17 protein-coding genes and 1 tRNA gene are annotated in these 26499 nt (G+C 33.3%); 5 read left to right on the top strand and 13 right to left on the bottom strand.

Annotation, left to right across the window (positions count from 1 at the left end):
• Positions 1–24: 24 nt before the first annotated feature.
• The 6 genes from H0V01_03880 to rlmD form a co-directional block, all read right to left on the bottom strand.
• Complete coding sequence (locus tag H0V01_03880) at positions 25–318, bottom strand: ATP-dependent Clp protease adaptor ClpS (GenBank protein ID MBA2582512.1); 294 nt, start codon at positions 316–318, stop codon at positions 25–27.
• Between the two features lie 23 nt (positions 319–341).
• The gene (locus H0V01_03875; protein ID MBA2582511.1) at positions 342–7994 is read right to left on the bottom strand and encodes a PD40 domain-containing protein; all 7653 of its coding nucleotides are present in this window, start codon (positions 7992–7994) and stop codon (positions 342–344) included.
• Between the two features lie 571 nt (positions 7995–8565).
• On the bottom strand, positions 8566–9099 hold the full coding sequence (locus H0V01_03870) for a hypothetical protein (protein MBA2582510.1): 534 nt from the start codon (positions 9097–9099) through the stop codon (positions 8566–8568).
• 5 nt (positions 9100–9104) lie between these two features.
• Entirely contained in the window at positions 9105–9614 is a 510-nt protein-coding gene (locus H0V01_03865) for a phosphoribosyltransferase (GenBank protein ID MBA2582509.1), read from the bottom strand.
• Between the two features lie 48 nt (positions 9615–9662).
• The gene (locus tag H0V01_03860) at positions 9663–10247 is read right to left on the bottom strand and encodes an SAM-dependent methyltransferase (protein MBA2582508.1); all 585 of its coding nucleotides are present in this window, start codon (positions 10245–10247) and stop codon (positions 9663–9665) included.
• The gene (gene rlmD / locus H0V01_03855) at positions 10247–11659 is read right to left on the bottom strand and encodes a 23S rRNA (uracil(1939)-C(5))-methyltransferase RlmD (protein MBA2582507.1); all 1413 of its coding nucleotides are present in this window, start codon (positions 11657–11659) and stop codon (positions 10247–10249) included. The genes H0V01_03860 and rlmD overlap by 1 nt, the downstream gene beginning before the upstream one ends.
• Positions 11660–11787: 128 nt before the next feature.
• Here rlmD and H0V01_03850 point away from each other — a divergent pair, with 128 nt between their 5' ends.
• The 4 genes from H0V01_03850 (at position 11788) to H0V01_03835 (ending at position 14845) form a co-directional block, all read left to right on the top strand.
• A complete protein-coding gene (locus H0V01_03850) occupies positions 11788–12648 on the top strand; it encodes a TraB/GumN family protein (GenBank protein ID MBA2582506.1) in 861 nt (286 codons plus the stop codon).
• 70 nt (positions 12649–12718) lie between these two features.
• Entirely contained in the window at positions 12719–13951 is a 1233-nt protein-coding gene (rocD, locus tag H0V01_03845) for an ornithine--oxo-acid transaminase (GenBank protein ID MBA2582505.1), read from the top strand.
• 248 nt (positions 13952–14199) lie between these two features.
• Positions 14200–14367: an AraC family transcriptional regulator gene (locus H0V01_03840; GenBank protein MBA2582504.1), complete on the top strand. Its 168-nt coding sequence runs from the start codon at positions 14200–14202 to the stop codon at positions 14365–14367.
• On the top strand, positions 14285–14845 hold the full coding sequence (locus H0V01_03835; protein MBA2582503.1) for a T9SS type A sorting domain-containing protein: 561 nt from the start codon (positions 14285–14287) through the stop codon (positions 14843–14845). Before H0V01_03840 ends, H0V01_03835 begins: the two co-directional genes overlap by 83 nt.
• 52 nt (positions 14846–14897) lie before the next feature.
• Here H0V01_03835 and H0V01_03830 read toward each other — a convergent pair whose 3' ends face one another.
• The 7 genes from H0V01_03830 to cadA all read right to left on the bottom strand — a co-directional run bounded on the left by H0V01_03830 (position 14898) and on the right by cadA (position 26035).
• Positions 14898–16073 carry a hypothetical protein gene (locus H0V01_03830; GenBank protein ID MBA2582502.1) on the bottom strand — a complete coding sequence of 392 codons (1176 nt, stop codon included), beginning with the start codon at positions 16071–16073 and terminating at the stop codon, positions 14898–14900.
• 23 nt (positions 16074–16096) lie between these two features.
• Positions 16097–17203, bottom strand: coding sequence for a hypothetical protein (locus H0V01_03825; GenBank protein ID MBA2582501.1), 1107 nt, complete (start codon positions 17201–17203; stop codon positions 16097–16099).
• A gap of 84 nt (positions 17204–17287) precedes the next feature.
• Positions 17288–19288, bottom strand: coding sequence for an asparagine synthase (glutamine-hydrolyzing) (gene asnB / locus H0V01_03820; protein MBA2582500.1), 2001 nt, complete (start codon positions 19286–19288; stop codon positions 17288–17290).
• Positions 19288–20562, bottom strand: coding sequence for an oligosaccharide flippase family protein (locus tag H0V01_03815; GenBank protein MBA2582499.1), 1275 nt, complete (start codon positions 20560–20562; stop codon positions 19288–19290). The genes asnB and H0V01_03815 overlap by 1 nt, the downstream gene beginning before the upstream one ends.
• 256 nt (positions 20563–20818) lie before the next feature.
• Positions 20819–22102, bottom strand: a complete 1284-nt coding sequence (locus H0V01_03810; GenBank protein ID MBA2582498.1) for a polysaccharide biosynthesis C-terminal domain-containing protein — start codon at positions 22100–22102, stop codon at positions 20819–20821.
• A 4-nt stretch (positions 22103–22106) separates the two neighbouring features.
• Positions 22107–23897 carry a glycosyltransferase gene (locus H0V01_03805; protein MBA2582497.1) on the bottom strand — a complete coding sequence of 597 codons (1791 nt, stop codon included), beginning with the start codon at positions 23895–23897 and terminating at the stop codon, positions 22107–22109.
• Positions 23897–26035: a cadmium-translocating P-type ATPase gene (gene cadA / locus H0V01_03800; protein ID MBA2582496.1), complete on the bottom strand. Its 2139-nt coding sequence runs from the start codon at positions 26033–26035 to the stop codon at positions 23897–23899. The genes H0V01_03805 and cadA overlap by 1 nt, the downstream gene beginning before the upstream one ends.
• A gap of 191 nt (positions 26036–26226) precedes the next feature.
• Here cadA and H0V01_03795 point away from each other — a divergent pair.
• Positions 26227–26302, top strand: a tRNA-His gene (locus H0V01_03795).
• The last annotated feature ends 197 nt before the right edge of the window (positions 26303–26499 follow it).

Genomic DNA, 26499 nt, shown 5'->3' with positions numbered 1-26499 from the left:
TCCGTATAGATTTTAATAAATTAGCTATTCAATTGATGCTGTAAGTCCTCTGTCAAGCAATGCAATTTGTACTGGCCTTAAATCAATCATCTTTCCTGTTTTTACAGCACATTTTCCCTTGTAATGAACAAGATAAGTACACTGCTCAGCCTGTAGGCTATTGTGGTTACATACCTCTATAAGAGCTTCTATAACATATTCAAATGTATTTACATCATCATTGTACAATACCACATTTTTATTCAGTGTTACTTTTTGGGCAATACTGGTTTGTTCTTCTGTACAAATTTGGCTACTACTAAAAATACCTGATACCATAAAATTAACTTCTTTAAATTTAACTATTTTTTCAACAATTCCAAAGCCTGGTTTGTACTGATCTTTTCTTTATTCAAATATGGAACAATAAAAGCATCTTTTAAATTGTAGTCCTGAGCAATTTTTCTTTTCAATGAGCTTGCCGTAGAATAATCAAAATAATTTCCAATGGAGTAAACTGTTAAACCTTGATCATTTATATAATGGCTAATCCCCAGATATGAAAGTTTAAAGAATACCGTAGCTATTTCAAGTGGAACTTCATCTTTAAATGCACCTATCTGAACCTTGTATTCCAGGCCAGGTAAAGTTTTTTTATCCAATTGTAGTTTTTCGAATTCATTGTTTTCAGGTAATGAAGCATTGTTTTTCGGTTTTATTTCATTACTATCACTTACTGGATTATTTTCTTTAATTGGGTTGGAAATTTGTTCCTTTTGTTCCTTTGGTAATTCTTCTTGATTGTTTATAACCTGATTGTACACTTTAGGTTCCACTAAACTTTCCTGATCCTTAGCTTTAGTTATCTTTGATGGCCTTTCGTCCTGAACAGTTTTATTAACTATGGGTCCAACAAAAACAGCATTATCGTTTGAAACACCGGGTAATACATTCATTGTATTTGATTGAATAAAAACTGAACTGCCATTTAATTCTTCAATTTTCCTTGCCTCTGCAACAGATATTCTAGCCCCGTTGTAATAGGCAGAAACAAAAGCATCTTTTACTCCAATTGAAACTACTGTATTTTTAGCTTCGTTGGCCCTTGTGGTATTATTGAAAATTCCGGAAGTGTATCTTAACATTCCATTTGAGGTTTTTTCAACATAAAGTGGCTGAATATTAAAAAGCTGTCCAGGAGGAACTGGCCGGGTATAAACACCAACCTGAACAGTATAAAGTAATCCTTTTACAGCATTCAGTTCATGATAAGGTGCAACGTCCTGAGGAAAGGTTTTTTCCTGTTTTGCAAACACATCCGTTTTACTAATTTCGTTTTTTTCCTGCTGGTTAAGTGGAGAATTATTCAAACTTTCATTTTTATTTAAGGTTGTTTCGGAATTAGTTTTAGAATTCCCGGCAGCCAATGCATTGTTATCATTAATTTTCCCACTGTTAATTAAAGCCTGTGCTTCATTCATTGAAATTCTTTTGCCATTGTAAAACACCACTACAAATGCATCAGGATATCCATTTCCACGAATAACATCTTTTGCCAAATTAGCAGTTGCAAGGGCTTTAAACATTCCGGCAGTATACCTGGTAAAACCTTGTGGTGTGGTTTCACCCATAATGGGGGCAAATCCTTTAAATAAATCGTAAGGAATAGGATTTCTGAAAGCTCCTACCTGAACCTTAAAAACTAAGCCCTCTGGAAATCCCGCATCAACCGGTATTGGATTTTTTGCATTATAAACAGTAGGGGCTGCTTTATCAAATATTTCTTCGGTAAGTATTTTTGGGACCTCATATTTATTTATGTCAGAAGGCATACTTGATTTTGCAATTAATGCTTCCGTGGCAATTTTCTTTTCTTCCTTTTCCTTTTCATCCTGATTTATTTTTTCCGAAAGAACCACTATTTCAGCAGCCTCATTTTCCAATATTTTCACATGAGTCAGTACATTTTTGGCCTGTTCTTTTTTTGAATTTGCTTGTTCTGTTTTCTCACTTGATTTTTGCTGTAATTCCAGTTTCTCCTTTTTCTTTTTAATTTCTTGTGCATTTAATGCCAGTACTTCCGCCTCTTTTTCCAGCTCCTGAGCTTGTTCTGTTAGTTGGCTTGCCTTTTTATTTTCCTCAACAATTTGGTTTTTCAAAACAATTGTTCTTTGCTTGTATTCTTCTTGCTGCTGAATGGGAGAATTAGAATGCTCATTTCCATTTTTAATAGAAGCATTTTCTTTAGTTTTATTTGTTTTTAATAGCACCAAATCTTTTTCTAATGCTCTTACCTTATCAAAAGCGTTTTCAGCCTGTACTTTTTTTGAATTTGCCTGTTCTGCTTTCTCAATGGATTTTTGCGTCAATTCCTCTTTTTCCTTTTTCTTTTTACTTTGTTCGGCATTTAAGGCCATTGCTTGCGCTTCTTTTTCCAACTCTTGAGCCTGTTCTGTAAATAGTGTTGCCTTTTTATTTTCTTCTGCTATTTTGCCCTCCAATACCCTTGTATTTTCATTGTATTCTTCTTGATTTTGAACCAAAGATTTGGAGTTGGCTCTATTAGCTGTTCCATTTTCTTCCGGAGTGTTCTTTTTCAAAAGAACCATTTCATTTTCTAATTCCCTTACATTATCCATGGCGTTTTCAGCTAGTTCCGTTTTCGAATTTGCTTGCTCTGTTTTATCAATGGATTTTTGTTGAAACTCCTCTTTTTCTTTTTTCTTTTTACTTTGTTGGGCATTTAATGCCAATGCCTCGGCCTCTTTTTTCAACTCTTGGGCCTTCTCTGTAAATAGTGTTGCTTTTTTATTTTCTTCTGCTATTTTGCCCTCCAATATTCTTGTGTTTTTATTGTATTCTTCTTGATTTTGAACCAAAGATTTGGAGTTTACTCTATTAGCTGTTCCATTTTCTTCCGGATTGTTCTTTTTCAAAAGCGCCATTTCTTTTTCTAATTCCCTTACATTATCCATGGCGTTTTCAGCTAGTTCCTTTTTCGAATTTGCTTGCTCTGTTTTATCAATGGATTTTTGTTTAAACTCCTCTTTTTCTTTTTTCTTTTTACTTTTTTGGGCATTTAATTCCAGTGCCTCGGCCTCTTTTTCCAACTCTTGGGCCTGCTCTGAATATTGTTTTGCATTGTTGCTTTCTTCCTCTGTTTTTTTCTTCAAGGAATTTGTTTGCTGCCTGTATTCTTCTTTTTTCTGAATGGATGATTGAGGGGTTTCCTTCTCCTTGTTTGAAGTATTATTCGTCTGTTCATTATATTCCTTTACAAGTGCTGCATCTTTTTCCAGATTTCTAACATTCTCAAAAGCACGTCCAGCATTTGCTTTTTTTATGTTTGCCTGTTCTGTCTTTTCATTCGATTTTTGCAACAATTCAGCTTTTTCCTTTTTCTTTTTACTCTGTTCTGCTTCTAATGCCAATACTTGTGCCTCTTTTTCCAATATTTGAGCCTGTTCAGTAAATTGTATTCCCTTTTGATTTTGTTCCTCAATTTTAGATTTTATAGCATTGAGGTTTTCCCTTACCGGCTCTTGATTTATTTGTTGGGTTTCTTTTTTTACTGCATTAGAAGATTCATTTTTAGCTTCATTTTCTTTTTTGATTTCCTCTTTCTTAAGTTCAATTTCATTTTCTTGCTGAAGTGATTTTTCTTCCCGCAAATTCTCTTTTTTAGTACTTGCTGCTAATTCATTGTTTAAGGCATTTTCCTTTTCCTTAAAAGTATTTTCATTATTTAATGAATTAGTTTTGCTGTTTGAAAGATTTATACTTGCGGCCTGCTCTTTTAATTTCTCTGCCTTTTCAAAAGTAAATCTGGCTTCATCTTTTAATACCTTTGCCTCTTTTGATTTTTCAGTGGCTTGTTCCACAAGAACTTCCTTCTCTTTCTTTTTCTTTGTGTTTTCAGCCTTTTCAGATAAATATTGAGCATCTTTTTCAAGTTCTTTTGCCTCTTGTTCTAATTCCTCTGCTTTTTGAAATTCACTTTCCGATTCTGCATTTAATACCTTTATTTTATTGGCATCTTCCTCAGTTTGTATTGGATTGTTTTTTTCTGTTAATGCAAGCGCAGCCAATGAGGCATCAGGTTTTATATTTAATATTTCCATTGCCTTTACTTGTTTTTCAATGGCCGTTTTCTCCATTTCAATCGCCTGGGTTAAAAAATTAAACCGGGAAGCAGGATTTTCATTGCTTAATGCTTTTTGTCTTGTTTGTTCAGCTTGCTTTATATAATAATCAGCCTCCTCTAAAAGCATTGTAGCCACTGCTGTTTCCTGGCCTTCTTTGCTTGGGTTAAAATTCTTTTCGATATTGATTTTATTCACATTGAATTCTGTTTTGCCTGCATCTGATAAAGCAAGTGCAGCTTCACTTTTTTTCATTTGTGCCTGCTTATCAAGCTCACTGGCCCTTTTGAGTTGGGCTGTTTTTTCATCAGGATCACTAATAGAAGCAACACCAGATCTAATTGCATCAGCCTGAACACTTAGGTTATTTGCTTCATCCATAACCGATGTAGCCTTTTTCAATGATTCTTTTGCAGAAGTGGATGAATAATTATTCTTTAAAACAGAATTGTTTGCTTTTATCCTGGCATCCTGATTTTCTTCTATGTTAGTTTTTTCCTTGTTTTGATTATCGGCACTAAGGTTTTCACTTGGCAATTCCTTTTTTTTAGGATTATTTTCCTTTTTCACTTCTGCCTGTTCATCCTCATTGCTATAATTAATTTCTTCCTCAAAAATTTCATTAACCTCAGGATTTTCAATTTTAGTGTTCTTTTCCTCTTTTTCAGGATTATCGTTGCTGTTCACAATCTTTTTACTGGAAGAAAGTGCCTTTTCCTGTTCCCTGTTTTTTTGAAGTAATTCAGCTTTTGCAAGAAATTCATCAGCTTCAATTTGTTTGGAAATTGCTGAATTTGCCAGTTGGTCAATTTTTATTTGTTCGGCCTTTTTTTCTTTGCCTTTCAAATTCTTGATGTTTTCTTCTCGAATAAGCATCTCCTGACGCATTGTGGAGGACCAGTTACTATAAATTTCGGCTTTCGTTCTTTCCTTATTAAAATCATCTCCTAATGTTTCAGTCTTGTCTAGTTGATCAATGTAGGTGTTGCTATAATCGGAAATTTCCCCTTGTTGATTCGGAATTTCAACTCTTTCTGCAAACGGAGCAACCCCTTCAAAATGTTTTTTGCTAGCCTCCGAAGTTGGTTCAACATTCTCTGTTTGTTCTTTTTTATTGGCAATCACTTGTTCAGATTCTATTTTTTCAAGTGCTGTTGAAGCTTCCTGGAGTTTTTTAGCTTCACTCTTTTTTACAATCAATTCTTTTTCAAGTTCAGCAATTCGTTTTTCTTCTTGCTTTTGTTCACTTGCATTGAGGCTTTTAATTTTTTCGGTTCTTAAATTTATTTCATCATTTATTGATTCTGCCCACTGATTAGTAATTCTTGCATTTGTTTTGGCTTTTTCTACTCCGTTTGGTTTATTTGTGTTTTCTTCCAATTGTTTTTTGAAATCTGCTCCATAATCAACTATTTCTCCCTTATTATTTACAATACCATTGAACTTGTTTTGTTTTTCAGAATTAATTCCTGGCGTTTCTTCTATTGTTAGCTTGCTTTGCTGTACTTCTTTAGATTTATTATTTTCCGTTAATGTATTGTTTTCAGAAAAAGAATTTTTGTTGGGTTCATTAGCAGCGGAAATCTTTTGTTCATCAATTCTTTCCTTGATTTGTTTAATCTGGTTTTTATCCATGGAAAGAGTTTGATTTCCTTTTAAACTGATTTCTGTTATCATTTTTTCTATTAAACCTGCCTCGTTGTTTAAGCTCGTTACTTCCTTTTCAAGCATTAGTGCTTTTTCATTATTTGCATTGGCTTTTGTTTCAGCCTCTTGGTGATCCTCCTTTAATGTTGAGAGTTGTTCTGAAAGAGAGGCTTTGCCTTTTTTATCTTTTGTTTTTTCAATTACTTTCTCTAAATTCTGAATTTCAGTTTTAATTTCATCAGCTTCAGTTTTACTTTCAGTTGCTTCCTTCCTTGCTCTTTCAGCTTGCTTATTTTTTTCTTTTTGCTCATTACGTGTTTGACTTAAAATATCCTTGGCTCCATTACCATTTGCAGAGTTTTCGAGATTTGTTTTTTGGGTTTTTAGTTTATCAAGCGCCTCTTTGGAGGAGGTTGAATTAACAGCAGAATCTAATTCCTTTGCATATTGCAAGGCAATTTCCGATTCTTCTTTTTTTCTTTTGGCATCATTGTCTGATTTTTCAGCTATTTTTAGAGCTACAGATGCCTGATTGGTAAGGCTTACTGAAGCTTTTTTAAGTTCCTCAGCCTTATCCAGGCCTGTTTTTCTTTGGGCCATATCCTGATTTGCAAGCGCTTCCTTTTTTGCTTTTTCAGATTCTTTTTGTTTTTCATCAGCCTGAATGCTTTTCTTCTCTGCAAAAGCAAAAGCAAAGTCAGCTTCTTTTCTGAATTCTTCTGCTTCATTTTTCAAAACTTCTGCATCCTGAAAAGCTATTTTTGTAATATCTGAATTAGAAACCGAAGGATTATTTTCTTTTACCTGGTTGGTGGTATTCCCTTGACTTTTCTTAATCTCATTAACCTTATGCGCTTCTTTTTCTTCATACCTTATTGCCAAATCAGGATTGTAATTTACTTCAAGTTTTGCCTGGAGTTTTATAATATCAAGTGCAAGAAGTTGCTCAGATTCTTTTATCTCTTCATCAAATAAATTCCGGATGGTTAATTTAACCCCAGTTTCATTTCTCACCAATTCCATTTCCTGCTTAAGCATTTTTGGATCTTTTTGAAATGGAACTTCAACAATTCCACTTTGTACCGGATGCCTTGCTGCTTCAACTAAAAATTTAAACCTTCCTCCATTGGGAATTTTTAAAACATAAGAACCATCTGATTGCGAACTAAAATTTCCAATTAACTTATTGTCAGAAATCCTGTACACCTTAATAGTAACTGATTTTGAAACATCCTTTATTTCTGTGAAAAACTTTCCGTTCACAAGAATATATTCCTCTGGCTTGCTTTCAATGTTGATTTTATAAACAGTAATATAACCTTCAATACTCGCCCTGGAAGAGGAAAAATAAGCTAATTTCTCCTCTTTATCAGTAATAAAAAGCATGTCATCATCAGGTGAACTAATAGCAAAATCAAGGTTTACCGGTGTACTCCATGAATCATTGTCTTTATCATATTCCGATTTAAAAATATCGTATCCACCCATTGAATTATGGCCTTTAGAACAAAAATAAAGTGTTTTGCCGTTGGGGTGCATAAAAGGATAATCCTCATCAAAGGGAGTATTTATTTTTAGTCCTAATGCTTTAGGTTTGCTCCATTCACCGTTATCAAGCTTTATTACATTATAAATATCTTTTCCATTTTTATTGTTTTCACCATAACTAGCAAAAAATATTTTATCAGGATTATTTGGAAGAAACATTACAGATTTCTCTCCTTGCTTGATATCGAAAGGAGTTTTAAAGTCATCGGGCTTTACAATTATTTTTCCACCGAAGTCATCCAAATCATAACTTCTAAAAAAATCCATTTGTTTAATCTCCTTTTTATCCATTACAATTAATTCGGTTATGTTCCGAATTAATGTTTTTCCATTCTTGCACATTTCAATCTGTCTTTCTGGTTGAAGATCAGCCTTTGATTTAGAAGTTCCCTTTTCAATAAATGTTTTATATGCGGTTATTGCCTTTTCAAATCTATAATCCAAATGAAATGCTTTTCCAAGATAAAAAAACACTTCTGGGTCTACACCTTCTTTTGTGGAAGCAAATTCAAGAAATTTTATAGCTTTTTCTTTATCATGATCAGAAAATAAAAGACAAGTGCCATATTTGAAATTGTACTCAGGATCCTTTGGGTAAAGACTTAATAATTGAGAAAAGTAAGGAGCTGCATTAACATATTCCTTATTATCAAAGAGTTTTCTGACATGTTTTTTCATGTCGGCTTCTGAAGTAAAGGTTTGGGATTTAACAATGGATGAAAGCAACAGTAAAAATACTGAGATAATAAAACACCTAAGCATCACTCTCATCATATTATGTTTCAAATAAAATAGGGGAAAATGTTCCGCTAGTTTTAAATGCTTAAAACTTTATAGTATAGCTATCAAAAGTACATTTTTATTCGCATTTTAGCTATTAAAAGTTATTTTAAATGGACGTGTCATTCCTTTTAACAGCATAAGAGCCCCTTTTTTTAATTTTAATGTTGATAAAAATTTTCTTTAATGATTTTTTTTACAGAAAACATCATTCATTTTAATTAACAAGGAATGCTGTGGTTAAAAATTCAAGAAGCAATTGAACCTATAGCCCAAAAAGTCCTGGCTGTGGCTGCAGGAATAATAAACAAATTCTTAAACCCAATGATATGCGAATAGCCTGATATAGGGTTTCAAGGATACTAGCTAATTTGAGAATTATTATTTAATGGCTAGGTTTTAGTAAAAAAAGAGGACTATAAAATGGCTTGAAACATAAATTCAAAGCAAATTTTTTAGTTTTCCAACTTTATTTCATCTCCATCCAAAACAATACTTTTTTTCCTCTTACATCTCCATCGTGATCATAAACGTAAACCACCGGAGCAATATGAGTAATTTTTTTAGATAGTTTGAAATCGGGTTCATTCAAATACCAGTTTTCCCTGCATAAAACCTGCACTATATCATTTGGGGCTAAATGTATTTCCTGCATTTCTTCAATTTTCAATTCCGGCTGTTCAGGGTCAGGAACCAATAAAACATACCTTTGTGTAAGTAGTTCTTTAGCCTGTTCAGGAGATATCTTATTTCCTTCTGCATCTGAATAATTGATAGTAGTTTTTCCGGTTGATTGTAATATAAATGCGGCAAAAGCTGTATCCAGTGCTTCTTTATCACCCAGGCTATATCCTTGCAATGGATTGTTAATATCTGTATAAGCTAGTTTTTGTTCGCTTTTCCATGTATAATCAAGTACTTCCTTTTCGGTTTCATTATTCTTGCAGCCTGTCAAACATAACAAGGGAAAAATTAGAAACAATGTGATTTCTTTTATTTTCATTTCAATTATTGTAAGTAAACACCATCTTCACCGTTACCGTGAAATTCAACCCTTATCTGCTCCTGCAATGTTGTAGCCAGTGTGAGACCAACATAATCGGCACGTACAGGGAAAATCCTATGGCTACGGTCAACTAAAACTACTGTTTTTAAATGCTTTATAGGAAAATTTAAAAAATGTTTTACTCCGTAAATTAATGTTTTGCCCGAGTCAAGTACATCATCAACCACTATTACAACTTTGTTTTCAACATCCTCGCTTTTCAATTCTGTAATAACAGCTTCACTTAAAGGAGAAGTTTTATTCAAAGAAATTTTTACTGTACTTACCTTTATAGGAGATATTTCTTCTAAAACCTTAGCAATACGCTGTGCAAGGATATATCCATTATCTACAATGCCTGATAATATTATTTCATCTTCCTTGTAATAATGCTCATATATCTGCCAGGCTATCCTGTTAATTTTCTGACTGATTTTATGTGAATCAAGTATAAGTGTTCGGGTTACTGACATAAACCTTATTTTTTTCAAATGTAAATAAAAACAATGATTCTTAAAGATTTAGCTTTTTCTTTTGAAATTAAAAAACAGTTCTCTCCCTGCTCTTGGCTTAATTGAATTGTAAGCAATTTCAAGTGTTGTTATTTCAAAGTTGTTTTGAAATAATTTTTCATATTCCTCTTTGTTGCCTCCAAAAGGAGGCTTATCCTGGTTCAAAACAGCATTAAACAAAACACCCGCAATTTTGCCCGAAGAAGATAATAATTCACAAACTTTCTTTACATAATTCTTTCTTAAACTAGGATCAATGGCGCAGAAAAAAGTTTGTTCAACAATCAAATCATAGCGGCCTTTGTGTTCAAAAAAATCCTGACAAATAAGATGATTTGTTGGAAAATCAGGAACTCTTTTTTGGAAATTTTCTAAAGCAAGGGTTGAATAATCCAGCAGGAAAATATTTTTAAATCCATGGTTAAAAAGATATTCAGCTTCGTAAGCATTTCCCCCTCCGGGAATCAATATACGCAAATTTTTATCGCTTAGCTGATCAAAATAATATTGCAATGGAGTAGATACAGAACCTAAATCCCATCCTGTATCTTTGTTTATATACCTGTTATTCCAAAATTCGTTGTTTAATTCCATTAATTTCTGCTTGTGAGTAACACTACATTCTCCACATGGTGGGTATGAGGGAACATATCTACTGGTTGTATTTTTTCAACCCGGTATTTAGCATCGAGATAGGCAATATCCCTTGCTTGTGTGGCGGGGTTACAGCTTACGTAAACAATGCGTTTTGGATTTATTTCCAGTAATTTTTCAATCACATTAATATGCATTCCTGCCCGTGGCGGATCAGTTATTACCACATCAGGTGTTCCGTTTTTTGCCAAAAATTCATCATTTAATATATCTTTCATATCACCTGCAAAAAATGAGGTGTTTTTAATGTTATTTATTTCTGAATTTTCTTTTGCATCTTCTATTGCTTCAGGAACATATTCAATACCTACCACTTTTTTTGCTTTGGATGCAACAAAATTGGCAATGGTACCAGTACCTGTGTATAAATCGTAAACAATCTGATCGCTTTCAATGGCAGCAAATTCCCTGGCAACTTTATATAAATTATATGCCTGTTGGGAATTGGTTTGATAAAAAGATTTAGCACTTATTTTGAACTTTAAATCCTCCATTTTCTCGAAAATAAAGCCTTCACCCTTATGCGTTATTATGTCCAGATCATGAATTGTATCGTTTCCTTTTGGATTTATCACGTAGAGCAGAGAAGTTACAGTTGGAAATTTCTCTGCCAGATGATCCATTAATGATTGCCTTTTTTCAATATCATCATAAAAAAAGGAAACCAAAACCATTATTTCACCTGTTGATGCGGTTCGGATAATAAGATTTCTCAATAAGCCTTCTTTTTTTCTTATATCAAAAAAGGGATAATTGTTTTCAATTGCATATTTTTTTACCTCATCCCGTATTTCATTGGAAGGCGAAGCTTGTAAATAACATTTGTCGATATCAATGATTTTATCAAACATTTTAGGGATATGAAATCCTAATGCATCCTTTTTTAAATCAGCACCGGTTTTCATTTCTTCCACAGTAATCCATCTTTTGTTTGAAAAGGTAAATTCCAGCTTATTACGGTAAAAAAGGCTTTCTTCTGAAGCAATAATTGGCATTATAGCAGGCAATTCTACTCTTCCCAGCCTTTCTAGATTATCGTAAACCTGCTTTTGCTTGTAAAAAAGTTGATCTGCATAATTCATGTTCTGCCATTTACAGCCCCCGCAAACACCAAAGTGAGAACAAACGGGTTTAATTCTCTTTTCAGACAGATGGTGGAATTTAATTGCCCTGGCTTCCCTGTAACTGCTTTTTTTACGGGTTATTTGTAAATCAACTATATCTCCTGGAACGGCATTCTCAACAAAAATCACTAAATCATCAACCTTTGCTACTGTTTTACCTTCGCTTCCAGCATCTGTTATGGTAATGTTTTCCAGTATTTGTACTTTTTTATCTCTTTTTCTTCTCATAATGGAGGCAAATTTAACTTATTTCTTTTCATTAGATTAAAAACACTTTATTTTGACGTTTATTTCTTAAATTTGAAGTGTAAAAGAAAAACAATCAATTTTCTTTAAAAAGGATAAATTTAACAGTGATGAATAGCAATTTAAAACAGTTGTTTTTTCCGATACTCATGCTTTTGGGTCCTGCTGTTTTTTCTCAACAGAGCCAAAAATCATTGTTATGGGAAATTAGTGGAAATGGATTAAAATATTCTTCTTTTTTGTATGGAACTATGCATACTGCCGATGAACGCGTGTTTAATTTCAAAAACAATGTAATTGAAGCTTTTAATGAGTGCCAGACTTTTGCAATGGAACTTGATATGGGAGAGGTAATTCATTCAAATGTGATGGAAAAACTTGTTATGGATTCCGGCTTTACTATTCAATCACTTTTATCTGAGGGCGATTACAAATTAGTAAGTAGGTTTTTCAAGGATTCTTTAAATCAGAATTTAGCAATATACAATAAAATGCAGCCCTTGTTTTTAGCTGGCTTGATATCACAGCGCAATTTAAGGCAAGACAAAAATGAAGCACTTGATTTATTTTTTTATTCCCTGGCAAAAAAGCAAAATAAACCTGTTGTAGGTCTTGAAACAATGGAGGAGCAAATTAATGCTTTTAGATCTATTTCATACAAAGATCAGGCAGAAGGACTTGTTGATGCAGTTAAAAACAGTGTTCAGAGCGAACTTGAAATGGAAAAAATGTTGGCCGATTATATTGCCGCAGACCTGGATAAATTGCTTGAAATGACCAGAAATCAAGAATTGTCGGATGATTTTGTTGAAATTTTTCTTACAAAAAGGAATATAAACATGGCTGAAAGGGCAGAGGTTATTATGAAAGAAAAATCTGTTTTTATTGCGGTGGGGGCTGCACACCTGGCAGGAGAAGATGGCTTAATAAGTCAATTTGAAAAAAAGGGATATAAGGTGAATCCAAAATAAGAACAAAGCCCTGCAAAAAAGCAGGAAACAAATATAATTTTTTAAATTTATTTTTATGAGCAGAGAAACAATGATAAATCATAACATTTCAAGTAAAGAAGCTATTGAACTTGAAGAAAAGCATGGAGCACACAATTACCATCCATTACCCGTGGTGCTTGAAAGGGGGGAAGGAGTTTTTTTATGGGATGTAGATGGCAAAAGATATTTTGATTTTCTTTCCGCATATTCAGCAGTTAACCAAGGTCATTGCCACCCAAAAATAATAAGTGCTTTAAAGGAGCAGGCGGATAAACTTACACTTACTTCCAGGGCCTTTCACAATGATGTGCTTGGCCAATATGAGAAATATGTAACTGAACTTTTTGGCTTTGATAAAGTTTTACCAATGAATACCGGGGCTGAAGCTGTTGAAACTGCTATTAAGATTTGCAGAAGGTGGTCTTATGAAAAGAAAGGAATTCCTGAAAATCAAGCAATAATTTTAGTTTGTGAAAAGAATTTTCATGGAAGAACTATTTCCATTATTTCTGCTTCTACTGATAAAAGTGCCAGAAAGGATTTTGGTCCTTTTACACCAGGTTTTGTTGTTATTCCTTACAACAATATTGAAGCTTTAAGGGAAGCAATAAAAGATAAAAATGTGGCTGGATTTCTTGTTGAACCAATTCAAGGTGAGGCAGGAGTTGTAGTTCCCGATGAAGGATATTTAACTGCCTGTGCCAAAATATGCAAAGACAATAATGTGTTGTTTATTGCCGATGAAATTCAAACTGGTATTGCACGTACTGGAAAAATGCTTGCCTGCGACCATGAGAATTTGAAACCGGATGTACTTATTTTAGGAAAAGCATTATCAGGTGGAGTTTTGCCTGTTTCCGCAGTTCTTGCCAATGATGAAATTATGAATTGCATCCGCCCAGGTGATCATGGTTCTACTTTTGGTGGAAATCCACTTGCAGGTGCTGTGGCAATTGCAGCTCTTGAAGTTGTGCTTGAGGAAAACCTTGCTGCCAAATCTGAAAAACTTGGTGCTCAATTAAGAAAAGGACTTTTGGAAATAAAGTCTCCACTAATAACTACTGTGAGAGGAAAGGGCTTGTTGAACGCAATTGTTATAAAGCCTACAAAAAGTGGAAAAAATGCAGCAGATGTTTGCTATGCTTTAAAAGACAATGGGCTGCTTGCAAAACAAACTCAAGGAGATATAATTCGTTTTGCACCTCCACTTGTAATTACGGAAGAGCAAATCCAGGAATGCATTAGCATTATTAAGAATACTTTAGCTGCTTTTGAAGAGTAATATTTAAAGGATTACAAAAGAAAAGAGAGGGAAGATCAAAGGATTTTTCCTCTCTTTTTATTTACATAAACTGGTTGGGCCATTATGTTTCTGCCTGGCTTAATTTGCTTAACAAAACTTTAAAAAGAATTTCAAATTTTGCTTTTTTTCTATTTTATTTAAACAAAAGATAAATTAATTTCATCAAATTAAGTTGGAAAAACAACCCTGTAGTTTTGTATTAGAAAAACTATCAATCAGCAAGTCTTCTGATTTATAAACAAATAATCCTTGAAGCCAAACGCCTTCTGAATTCAGGCTTAACTGCTAAAGAATCGGCCTACGAGTTAAAATTTGAAGACCCCGCCCATTTTAGTAAATTTTTCAAAAATCAAACCGGAATTACTCCTTCTGAATTTCAAAAAATACAAGATTAAGGATGAATTTTACATTTTTTATTCAGGGGCTGCCTATGATAATTTTTCAAATGGAATGGCTGGATTGATTTTTGAAACAAGCGGAAATTCAATTTGGACTTTCCAAAATGTTGATTACCCTATAAATTCAATAAGCTCATATTCTGATTCAATAGTGTTTGCGGTTGGTGACAGTGGATATATTGTTACAAACAAAGATTTACAGACAAATATTTCCAAATACTATTTAAATGAGAATAAAATTCATGTTTTTCCGAACCCTTCACAAAACGAAATTGTAATTGTCTATGAGTCAGAATTTATAGTTGGAAAAGAAATAGAAATTCTTAATAATTTAGGCCAGGTTGTTTTCCATCAAAAATATTCAATTTCTGAAAAAATGATTGTCAATATTGTTGAATTTCCAATTGGTATTTATTTTATCAAAGTATCAGATGAATCAGGCATTATTGGCATAAAAAAAGTTACAAAAACATAAATGAGGAATTTTGAAGGAAACAAATTCCAGTCAAAAAGAAATCATGTTGAGATTATTCAGCAAAAACCTCTATGTTATCTAATTTGCATGAAAATCCTGAATTAGGAAAGGAGGAAGCCTGCTCAAATATCATAAATTTAATTGCAGATCCTGCAGCAATTATTGTATCTGTATAAATTCCTTCGTAATAACGATTTTCTCCGGAATTAGTGCCAATGGAACAAACAATTGCAGCCCGGAAAGTATCTGATGGATTTATTTTTGCCCCTCCTATATAACCATTGTATTTACTTAAGGCATAAGTAATGATATATTTTTGGCCATTAATTAATCCCAGTTCCTGAAAAATACTTCCACTGGATTGTAAAGAAATTATTTCTGCTGTTTTTAATTCACTGTTAATGCTCCAGCGATTTTTAAGGTTAGTTAACGGGTTTGAATAATTCCAGAAGTTTTCATTAATAAAATTGCCGTTTTTAACCAGGTTAATTTCGCTGTTTAATGAAATTCTAAATACATCACTTAAATTGTAAATGCCAGGGTTTACTGTGCTGCTTATTTTAAAGCTGTAGTTTGATGAGGTAGCAAGTGCAAGGGGAATAGACCATAGAAAGTTTCCATTGCTTGGTGTTGCCTGAGCAATGGTTGAATGAAAAACGCCATCTAAAAACAAATCAATTTTAACATCCTCTTCAATGTTATCAGTCCAGGAAATAAGGCTATCACTTCCTTTTACCCAATTGTTGAAAATAAAATCAGAGCAATTAATAAATTTAGTCCCAAAATCACCTGAAATAATGAAAAAATGACTGAATCCGGAAAGCTGATTGTTGTCAATTCCTGTAATTCTTATCCGGTAATTGGTATCTGGTTTTATGTCATCAGGAACTTGCCATGAATAACTTCCTGAATTATTTTCAGACACAGAAATTAACCGAACCGGAGTATTTTGTAAATAAAGTTCAATTCTTAATTTTTCAGCTTTTTCTGTTTGCCATTTAATTTGGTAAAATTCCCCTTTTTCAAGCACTGATTGTGCTTTGGGAGTTGAAATAATTATATCATGATTGTTTTCATAAATCATTTCATCCCTTTTACAGGAATTAATTAAAGTCATAAAAACAAGTAGTAAAAGAATATTCGCAATAATGTTTCCGGCTTGATTAAAACCCATTTTTATATGTTGTTTTTTAAATTTACTAAAATCTGGCTTTATTCCTTCTATCATTTTAGTAGTTTTTAATAAACTGATTAATTTTCAAAGACTTCAACATTATCCAATTTGCATAAAAACCCTGAATTTGGTGAGGATGCAGGATGATCAATAATATTAAAACTAACAGAGCTTCCATTGGCAGTTATTGTATCACTGTAGGAACCTGTTGCATATCGTCTTGTTCCGGTGTTACTACCCATCATGCAGATAATTGCTGCCCTGTTTATATTATTTGAACTAACGATTGCTCCTCCAATAAAACCATTGAATGGAGTTAAGGTATAGTTAACTATGTATTGCTTGCCAGGAATTAAATTCAAATCCTGCAAAATGCTCCCATATGATTGAAGAGATTCAACCTGGGCAACGCCTGAATTGTTTTCAATACGTATATTCCACCTTTTGCTCCCCGGTACCTGGGCATTAGAATAGTACCATAATGAATCGCTAGAAAAATTTCCATTTTTTACAAGGTTTACCTCATTTTCCATGGATATTCTTATAACATCACTCAACCCATATAAATCAGTATGAATTATGCTGCTAACCTTAAAACGATAATTTGATGAAGTAGGTAAATTGGTGGGGATTGACCAGGCATAAGTTCCATTACTGAGGGTTTCTTCAACAATGTTCATGTATAAAATGCCATTTAAAAATAAATCTATCCTTACATTTTCATTGATATTATCATCCCAGTTAATTAAACAATCGCTGCCTTTAATCCAATTGTTGTTATAAATTATTCCTGGTATAATGTTTTTTGTAGTACTATCACCAATAATGGTAAAAAAATGGCTGTATGCTGTAATTTCTTTGTTTTCCAAACAGGTTATTTTTAACCTATATAAAGAATCCGGCTTTAAATCATGCGTAATCAACCATTGAAAATTACCTGTATTGGGTTCAGAAACGGATATATTCTGAACAAAATGCTGTCCCTTAAACAGCTCAATTTTCAATTTTTCAGATTTGGTAGTATGCCAGGAAATATCATATTTTTTTCCTTTTTCCAATTGTGAACGAATAACGGGGGAAGATATAGTTATTGCGGTGTTTTTGTTTGAAAGAATCGGATCTTCTTTTTTGCAGGAAAAACTAACTGTAAGTATAAGAATATAAAAAAGCGCTAGTCTTTTCATTGTATAAATATAAATATGCAAATTTAGAAAAAACAAACACTTGGAGTTTCCCGGGTATGTTAACTAAAAAAAGGGTAATTTATTTCAATAGGTTTTTTTAAGGTTTTCCTCAAAAACATTTACCCACATTGCAAAACTTATGAATTTAAACAGTTTACCGTTTTCCTTTTTGTCTCTTGAGTCAAACATTTTGTCAAAATCTTTTTTAATTTTTTCTACATCAAGAAAATCCAAAAGCAGGGGATTGTCAAAAATGGTTGCAATTTTTGGTTTTAAATCAGAAATCCAATTGTTGTTTGGGGTCACATAACCCATTTTATCTCTCCTGTTTACTATTTTTTCAGGTAAAAGGGAAGAAACAGCATTTCTTAAAATAACTTTTTGAACTGCATTTTTAATTTTATATGAGCCCGAAAGATTCATAGAAAATTCAATGAGCGCTGGATCATCAGCAAACGGGGTCCGAGATTCAACTGAATGATACATTGAACAGCGGTCTTCACATTTTAAATAACTTTTTAACAAACTATTGTTCAGCTCATAAAACAGCCTGCCATTTAAACTTACTTTTTCCCTGGAATTCTTTTTTTTCAATCTGTTAATATTTTTTTCCTTGAAATCTTTTTTTAAGTATTTCAATTCATCAAAATAATTATTAAAGATAAAGGATTGAATGGAAGGGGGGAATTTGTAAATTCCATACTGCTTTAAATATTGCTTGATAAAGTAAATTGCTGATTTTGAAAAACCATTGTGAGCGCATAATTCCTTTGAAAAAAGTGTGTACTTTTTATTGTTTAATAATTCGCACCAAAAAGAAGGCAAATGGGATGGATATCCTGCAAATAATTCATCACCCCCTTGTCCGTCAAGTACAACTTTAATGTTTTTTTCTTTTACAAGTTGCATTACCCGGTATTGTGCATAAGTACTTGTTGACCAAATGGGAATATCCTGGCAATAGGTTAAATTTTCAAGGTCATTCATTAACTCTTCAGAGCTTGGAAAAACCCTGTTCCATATTGCTCCTGTACTGTTTACGACCATTTGTGCCCAAGGGCTTTCATCAATGTTTTTTTCATTAAATGATGCTGTGAAAACTTCCAGTGGTTTTCCATTTAAATGCTTTGTTGCAATGGCTGTTATTGCAGAACTATCCAGCCCACCACTAAGGCATGTTCCTACAGGAACATCAGAGCGTAAACGCAAGGAAATTGCCTGATCCAAAAGTTGGGATAATTTTTCGGAATATACCTTCATTTTTTCCTCCCCATAGGATTCATGCTGCGTATTTGAGGGTAAATTATAATAGGACCATTTTTTTATTTCTGCTGTTTTTAAATCAAATGTAAAAGAGTTGGAAGCTGAAAGTTCAATTATATTTTTAAAAAATCCTTCTTCTTCATATTCAATTTCATCCAAAACAAAATAATCGAATACAGCAGCTGGGTTAATACCTGTTTTAACAAAAGGCAAGGAAACAAGGGCTTTTTGTTCTGATGCAAAAACAAAAGCATTTTGGTCAAGGTAATAATATAGTGGTTTTACTCCTAATCTGTCTCTTGATCCAAAAAGACAGTCCTTTGCCTTATCGTAAATCACAAAAGCCCACATTCCGTTGAAATGGTCCACGCAATTGTAGCCCCAATGTTTATAAGCATTTAATATTACTTCAGTGTCTGTATTGGTATGGAATGTATAACCATTTTCTTCAAGTGATGTTCTTAATTCAATAAAATTATATATTTCACCATTGTAGGTAATCCAAATGCTTTCGTTGTTGATGCACATGGGTTGATGGCCTGCAGGTGAGAGGTCTAAAATGGATAGCCTGCGGTGACCTAAGCCCATAGAAAATTCACGGGTTACATTGTCAATATGTTCAATTGGTTTATAATCCAGGTTGGTGGCCCAAATATTTTCAGGGGTGTTTTTACTGCCTGCCTTGGATGTTTCATTTGATGAAAAAAACACAAACCCCTCGTCATCTGGTCCTCTGTGGGCAATAGTCGAGGTCATTTGTTTTAATGACTTCGATACATTTACACTTCTATTTAAATTTACAATTCCTGCAATTCCGCACATTAACTATTAGTTTTCCTGTTGAAATTTAATAAATATTTATTGAAAAAAGAAATATCACGCAAAGTAGGGGCAAGATACAAAGGATTAGCCCCCGTATGTTTTAAAAACACCACAAAATGAAAACCCGAAGAAGCAAGGTATGCCATTGATGCAACCCACCCAGCTCCGGTAATTCCCCATATTGGAATAATAAAATAACCAGCTACCAGGGTAATACTAAAGGAGATTGAACTTGCTATGGCATTAATATGATATTTACCCATACCTGCAAAATAATGACTGTAAATCATGGAAAAACTTATTGCAGCAATTCCAACAGACAGTGCCATGATAACATCTTTTATAGTTGCGAATTCTTCACCAAATAAGAAATTATAAAAATCTTTTGGCAACAATAATAAGAGAAATAAGCAAGGCAGTGTTAAAATAAAACAGATTTTGGATAAGCGTATTGTAAGATTCTGTGCAAATAATGTATCGCTGGAATTTGCAATTCGCATGAATATAATGAGTGAAACACTTGAACTTAATAATAAAACAGATTCCGTAACCGAAACTCCCGCTGAAAATATACCCACTGCAGCTGTTCCTGTAAATAAATTTAAATAATAATAACTCATTCTAACTGATAACAAAAGAGTAATGTTAGCCACTAATGTATAAGTGCCATTTTTAAACATTGTTTTTAAAAGCCCTGGTAATTCAAATAAATTAAACTTGACAAAATATTTTTGTATTGCAATGAGACTTAAAATATAAGTTAAAATGTTGCTGATATAAATAGACCAGATAAATGATTCTATGGTTTTTTGATCCCAAATAAAAACAAAAAAGGCCATAAAAATAATATGTGTAAAAACCTGGGCCAACACAATCAGGTTATGTATGTTTATTTTTTCTTTACCTAGTAATATAACTAAATGCAGATGGCTTAAGCATTGAAGTAAGGAAATGAAAAGTAAATGATAGAAAAAAAATTCAGGGATAAAGTTGGTCGCGCTTAAAATAAATGAAAAAACCAGACAACTTATAGCAGCCCATATATAGGAAACACCTACCAGAGAGGAGATGTTTGATTTTGGAATAAGATATATAAGTGCAGGTCCTCCTGCAACCTGGCTTATCATTGTGATGAATGAAATACCTAGGATTAATAAACTTATGTTTCCCCTGATTTCTGCTCCCAGTACCTTTGCAGTAATAATAAGCACTGCAAAGCTAATCAGAGCCGAAATTCCACGAGTTATAAACGTACTTGCAATTTTATTAAACACTTATCTGATCTGTTTTCTTTTATGTAAACTAAAAGTTTAGCTAATGTAAAAGTTGCTTAGAATAAAGATCGTCAATTTTTTCTTCTAACAAACCCATCTCTATTTTCAACTCCTAAAGTGAAAATTATTAAACAGTTATATAACTAATCCCAAAGATTAAGCTTTACAATCCTTAACATTGAAACTAATTTTTTATTTCCTTTAATCCAAACGGCATTTTAACTAACTAAATGCTGAATTTTAAAAAGTATTTTCCTTAATGATGGGGTGGTCGGGTAAAACTCAAAAGCTTGTTTTTTAATACACTTAAAGCTTCAAAATCTCTTGTTGAAGGGATTAATAATCCAATACTGATCTTTGTATCCTTTATAAAAAACACAATCAGTAAAAAGCTTATGAAAAGATAAGCAATACTTGAGGCAATTCCAGCACCCACAATTCCCCAAAGTGGAATCATTAACAATGAACAAACAAGCGTTACAAGGAGACCGGAGCCAGAACAAATTGCATTGATTTTATAATTCCCTACACCTGCAAAATAATGACTGAAAGCCATGCTAAAGCCAATGCTTAATACACCAGGTGAAAGGGCATATATTACATTTTTTATCCCCCTAAAACCCTCTCCAAAGATGTAAGTATAAAAACTTTCAGGCAGGATTAGCAATGGTATTAAGGCCATAAGGGTTAATATAAGACTCACTCTTGCCATTTTAGCTGACATTTCCATGGATTCTCTTCTATCTCTTGAATTTGAAACAATAGCATACTGAACCAGTGCCATTGAACCTGCAATCATCCAAATTGATTCGGTTAGGGTGGTGCCGGTTGAATAAACTCCAACGTTCTCAGTAAAAGTATAATATTCAATTAGGTAGAAACTAAGCCTTAAATTTAAAAGCTGGCTGATGTTTGCTAATTGAGAAATAAATCCAAAACTCATTGCAGTTACTCCTGTAATCCATAAGTTTTTATCAAATTTCAAATCCAAAGATCCCTTTAATGCAAACAAACTTAGGATAAAACATACAGCCAAAGACACATAAAGAGAATAAATAAAAGATTCAATCGAATGCCACTCCAAAATCAGAAATAACAGGCATATCAAAAGAAAATTAAGAGAAACCATTAAAAGGCTATATAAATTATATTTCAATACATTTTCCCTACCTAGAAGCATGTTTAAATTTATTTGAAAAAGAGAGGTAAGAAGTGATATTACAAAAATGTGGTTGGCATATTCAGCAATTGAGGAGTTTGAAAGAGAAATAATAACAAATGCAAGTGCATTGGAAAAGACAGCCCATATATAAGAAGACCATATAAGCGTATTGTTTGGATGCCGGGATGAAAGATAAACCAAGGTGGATCCGCCAATCAAATAATTGAACATGATAGCAAAAGAAACTGTTGCCATGAATAATCCTATAATACCCCTGCCTTCCGTACCTAAAATTCTGGCCGTTATAATTAGAGTTAAAAAAGCGAATATTGCCGTAATTGCTTTTACCCCAATTGTGGATGAAATCTTTTTTAACATTGCTTTATTTAAGAATGATCCTGTATTGAATATTTCCCTTCCATGCATATTTAGTATAAGTTGCTGGAAGGTGTTTCCAGGATTTTCGAAGGAGATTTACAATCAGGATCATAAAAAATGATTTTGAATATAAAGGTTTATGGCCCACACGGGTTTCATTCAAATAATAAAACCTGTAGAAAAATTCACTGAAGCATTTAAAACCAGTCTTTTCTTTAAATACAAGTACATCTCCTTTTTTATAAACAATCCATTTATGAAAAGGCTCATTGAAAAACAACTCCGATAATTTTCCGGGAGTTTCAACATAGCCCATTCTGCCTACCCTGGATAATTCCTTGCAAAATTTTTCAGGATCCTCAATGTGCTCTGCAATATGGGAGGCTATAACAAAATCAAATTCATCTTTCTCAAAAGGCATTGCCAATGCATCACCTTGAACCAATTTTTTACCCTCAGGAATTAATGCAACTTCACCTGATCTATGGATCGTTTCACCAAGTTCCTTTTCCAGTAGTACATTTGCCCTTTCATTAGGACGGTTTCCACTTCCAACATCAAGTACCGTCCATAAAGGATCAATGATTAATTTTTTTTCTGAATTACCTACCTTCCAAACTACGGCATATTTTTGATAAAGCTCAAGAAACTGGCTTGATACAATAGATGGACTAAATTTTTCCCCGGCTTTTTTTTGTAGATTTTCTAAGGTGTAATTCTTACAAGTCAAAACCATGGTTTTAATTCCCCAGATTAATTCATTTAAATCCCCGGGCTTAATTAAAATCCCGCAGTCCTCATTTATAAATTCTTCGGGTCCTCCGCATTGGGTTGATAAAACTGGTGTTCCGCAAGCCAAAGCTTCGGCAGCAACTACAGAAAAACTTTCGTAATGGCTGTTAACTATTAGGAAGGATGCAACGGCTATTCTTTTCAATACTTGCTCGTGGGCCAATTGATTAAAAAAGAAAACATTTTTATTCAACAGGTTTAAATTTAGAGCAAGTTGTTCTAAAGCCTGCCTGTCTGGACCTTCACCGATTAATTCCAGTCTCAATTCAGGAAATTCTTTTATTACCTCTGGCATTGCTTTAATAATTCCTGAAATGTTTTTCATTTCATCTACCATGTCTGAAACATTAATTGCCGTAGGAATTGAGTTTTTGCCAAAAGGAATTTTTTGTACTTCTACTATATTGGGAATGGTTATGTAATTTCCTTTTAAACCGCAAGTTTGCATTGATTTTGACAGTACTTCTGAAACCGTAGTAACAGCAGCTGCATTTTTAACTGTTAACTGAGTACTTATTCTTTTTAAAAGACCTGAATATTCTGCATGTTCAGCCATATAACCAGTCCAATGCTCTGTAATAATGTAAGGGATATTTTTAAGTTTTTTTAGGATCAAAGCAGCAATAGCAGGGCGAGTTAAAACATTTACATGTATCACATGTGGCCTTCCGTTTTCTTTGGAATAAATTTTTAATGCAGTATAAAATGCTTTAAAATATCTGAAAGCCTTTACAGATTTGCCAATTATACCATTACCAAAATCTGAATTTTTATAATAAACTCGAATAACATTTAAATTTCCCTCAATAGTATTCTCAATTTCATACATAGGGTTCCTCATTTGATCATCAGCCCCAATGTATATTACACTAACCTTTGCATGTTTTGCAATTGCTTCGGCATGTTTTTTAATAAAAATTCCGTTACACAAATTCCCTCTGTTTGGATACCATTTGCAAAGGAAAAGGATTTTGTAAGATTTAAAAATGGAGTAATTCTTCATTAAAAGATCTTTTTGGATTTTAGTCTTATGGAATTTCCAACAACAATAACATCGGAAAAAGCCATTGCCAGTGCTGCAATAACAGGGCTTAAAAAGCCCATTGCGGCTATAGGAATAGCTAGTATATTATAGAAAAAAGCCCAGAATAAATTTTGCTTGATAGTTATTACAGAATGTTTCCCAACATTTAATGCTTTATCCACCAACATTAAATCATTACCTTTTAGCAATATAACTTGTGCTGATTGTATTGCAACCTGGGTAGCATTGCCAAGAGAAATACCAACAGTTGCCTTTGCCAAAGCGGGAGCATCATTTACTCCATCGCCAACCATGGCAACATATCCTGTTTTCATTAATTCATCAATAATATCAAGTTTTTGTTGGGGCAATTGTTCACTGTATACTTTCTCAATACCCAATGTTTTTGCCAAGGATTCACATTTTTCTTTCTTATCACCACTTAACAATACTGTTTGAATATTTTTTTCTTTTAATGTTTGAATTAGTAGAGCCGCATTTTGTTTTATTTCATCCTCAATGTCAACCGCGGCAATTAGCTTGTCATTTTTAGTAAGGTAAAGGTTGTAATTTTCATCCTCCCCCAAATGAGGGATTGCATGAGCTCCTCCTAAAAAATAATTATTTCCGGTAAAATCTGTTGCTTTTATTCCCATTCCCTTTAATTCGGACACCTCTTTAAAATCGATAACATTCGCCTTGCTTTTTAAACTTTCCACAACTGATCGGGCAATAGGGTGAGAGGAATGGATTTCAAGGCTATACAATAAATTTAGTATTTCATTTTCATTAGCGTCCTCAATTGGAATTATTTTTTTTATACTAAAATTGCCTGTTGTAAGCGTTCCGGTTTTATCAAAAACTACAGTTTTTATTTTTGAAATTTCTTCAAGTGTGCTTCCTCCTTTTATCAATATTCCATTTTTTGCAGCTCTTCCTATTCCTACCATTACGGCAGTGGGAGTTGCAAGCCCCATAGCACATGGGCAGGAAATAACCAAAACGGCTATGCTTGTCATTAGAGCAGTGGAGAGTGTAACCCCTACAATGAAAAACCATATAAAGAATGTTGCAAGGGCAATTAATACGACAATTGGAACAAATACAGCACTAATCTTATCCCCTAACTTTTGAATGGCAGGACGTTTTAATTGGGCATTTTTCACCAATTCTATAATTTGCGATAACATTGTTTCACGACCAACTTTTTGTGCTACCATCCGGATATTTCCATTAACCAAAATTGTTCCACCAATAACCAGGGAATCCTTTTGCTTGTCTACTGGAAAACTCTCTCCTGTTATCATGGATTCATCAACAGAGGCTGTTCCTGATATTACTTGACCGTCAACTGGAATTTTATCACCAGTATTAACCATTAACACATCATCCCTGTTTATTTCATGGTATGCTATTTCATTTATTTGTTCCTTTTCGTTTTTTCTTGTTATTTTCTTTGCTGTTAAAACCTGCATTTTGCTAAGTTCATTAATAGCCGTTGTTGTTTGTTTTACCGATTTGTATTCCATTACGCTTCCAAGAAGAACAAGGGAAATAATCATTCCAGCTGTTTCGTAAAAAATATAATCATGAACCTGGTGGGTGCCAAAATACATAATGGTTCCGGCAAGGCTATATAAAAAGGCAGCTGAAGTTCCAATAACTATTAATACATCCATATTTGGAATTCCTGCTTTAAGAGAACCCCAAGCACTTTTTCCAAAATGTAAAACACCCAAAATAAAAACAGGAATACAAAGTACAAGCTGAACCCAGGGATCATTTAAAAAATGATTATGGGAAAGAATCATGTGTGAAAAAAACAAGGGAACAGTAAAAATCAAACTGAAATAAAGTTTTTTCTCTATCAAAGAAAGGCCTTTTTTATCCGTTTCTTTCTTCTCAATTACTTTGTAACCCAGTTTGTTAATTGTATTAACCGCCTCATCTAATTTGTCTTTTCCTTCAATAATGTCAAATGTAACTTCACCCGTGCTAAAATTTGTATCTACATTTGATAAACCGTGTTTTGCAAGGGTACGCGTAATTGATAAAGCACAATTAGAGCAGGTCATGCCCTCCACGTTGAGTGTTATATGTTCGTTTTTATCTGCCATTTTATTTTGTAACTCAAAAAGCATTGGAATTTTTAAAAGGCAGGCAATTTATGCCTGTTGAACTTGTAATATGTCCTTTGTTTTTAGTCATTTTCAACTGATCGTCAAATATAATAATATTATAACGTTTTATTTTAGCTTAGATTTGGTATAATCTGGTTTTAATAATATATTTGCACTCCAAAATTTATGGTGGTTGTAGCTCAGTTGGTTAGAGCGCTGGTTTGTGGTACCAGAGGTCGCCGGTTCGAGCCCGGTCTTCCACCCTTCAAAAAAAGCCTGAATAAAATTCAGGCTTTTTTTATTTAATTACAATTGCTTGGATAACAAGAAGTCGGGGATCAAGCGGAAAAGTTGGGGGGAATGAACAAAAATCATTTCTTTGCAAAAAATATTCTACGTGCAAAGAGATGAAAACCACAGCTTGGCAAACTTGATTTTGCCAGAAGGGATCTTGGAATTTT

It is taken from the genome of Bacteroidota bacterium (assembly GCA_013696965.1).
GTDB lineage: Bacteria > Bacteroidota > Bacteroidia > JACCXN01 > JACCXN01 > JACCXN01.
This window is presented reverse-complemented; position numbering and strand designations above follow the sequence as displayed.

Excerpts from the sequence above, each read along its gene's own strand:
- asnB (MBA2582500.1), bottom strand. The coding sequence starts at position 19,288 with ATGTGCGGAATTGCAGGAATTGTAAATTTAAATAGAAGTGTAAATGTA.
- H0V01_03865 (MBA2582509.1), bottom strand. The coding sequence starts at position 9,614 with ATGTCAGTAACCCGAACACTTATACTTGATTCACATAAAATCAGTCAG.
- H0V01_03880 (MBA2582512.1), bottom strand. The coding sequence starts at position 318 with ATGGTATCAGGTATTTTTAGTAGTAGCCAAATTTGTACAGAAGAACAA.
- H0V01_03875 (MBA2582511.1), bottom strand. The coding sequence starts at position 7,994 with ATGAAAAAACATGTCAGAAAACTCTTTGATAATAAGGAATATGTTAAT.
- H0V01_03810 (MBA2582498.1), bottom strand. The coding sequence starts at position 22,102 with ATGTTAAAAAAGATTTCATCCACAATTGGGGTAAAAGCAATTACGGCA.
- H0V01_03850 (MBA2582506.1), top strand. The coding sequence starts at position 11,788 with ATGAATAGCAATTTAAAACAGTTGTTTTTTCCGATACTCATGCTTTTG.
- H0V01_03870 (MBA2582510.1), bottom strand. The coding sequence starts at position 9,099 with ATGAAAATAAAAGAAATCACATTGTTTCTAATTTTTCCCTTGTTATGT.
- rocD (MBA2582505.1), top strand. The coding sequence starts at position 12,719 with ATGATAAATCATAACATTTCAAGTAAAGAAGCTATTGAACTTGAAGAA.
- H0V01_03860 (MBA2582508.1), bottom strand. The coding sequence starts at position 10,247 with ATGGAATTAAACAACGAATTTTGGAATAACAGGTATATAAACAAAGAT.
- H0V01_03805 (MBA2582497.1), bottom strand. The coding sequence starts at position 23,897 with ATGAAGAATTACTCCATTTTTAAATCTTACAAAATCCTTTTCCTTTGC.
- H0V01_03825 (MBA2582501.1), bottom strand. The coding sequence starts at position 17,203 with ATGAAAAGACTAGCGCTTTTTTATATTCTTATACTTACAGTTAGTTTT.
- cadA (MBA2582496.1), bottom strand. The coding sequence starts at position 26,035 with ATGGCAGATAAAAACGAACATATAACACTCAACGTGGAGGGCATGACC.
- H0V01_03830 (MBA2582502.1), bottom strand. The coding sequence starts at position 16,073 with ATGATAGAAGGAATAAAGCCAGATTTTAGTAAATTTAAAAAACAACAT.
- rlmD (MBA2582507.1), bottom strand. The coding sequence starts at position 11,659 with ATGAGAAGAAAAAGAGATAAAAAAGTACAAATACTGGAAAACATTACC.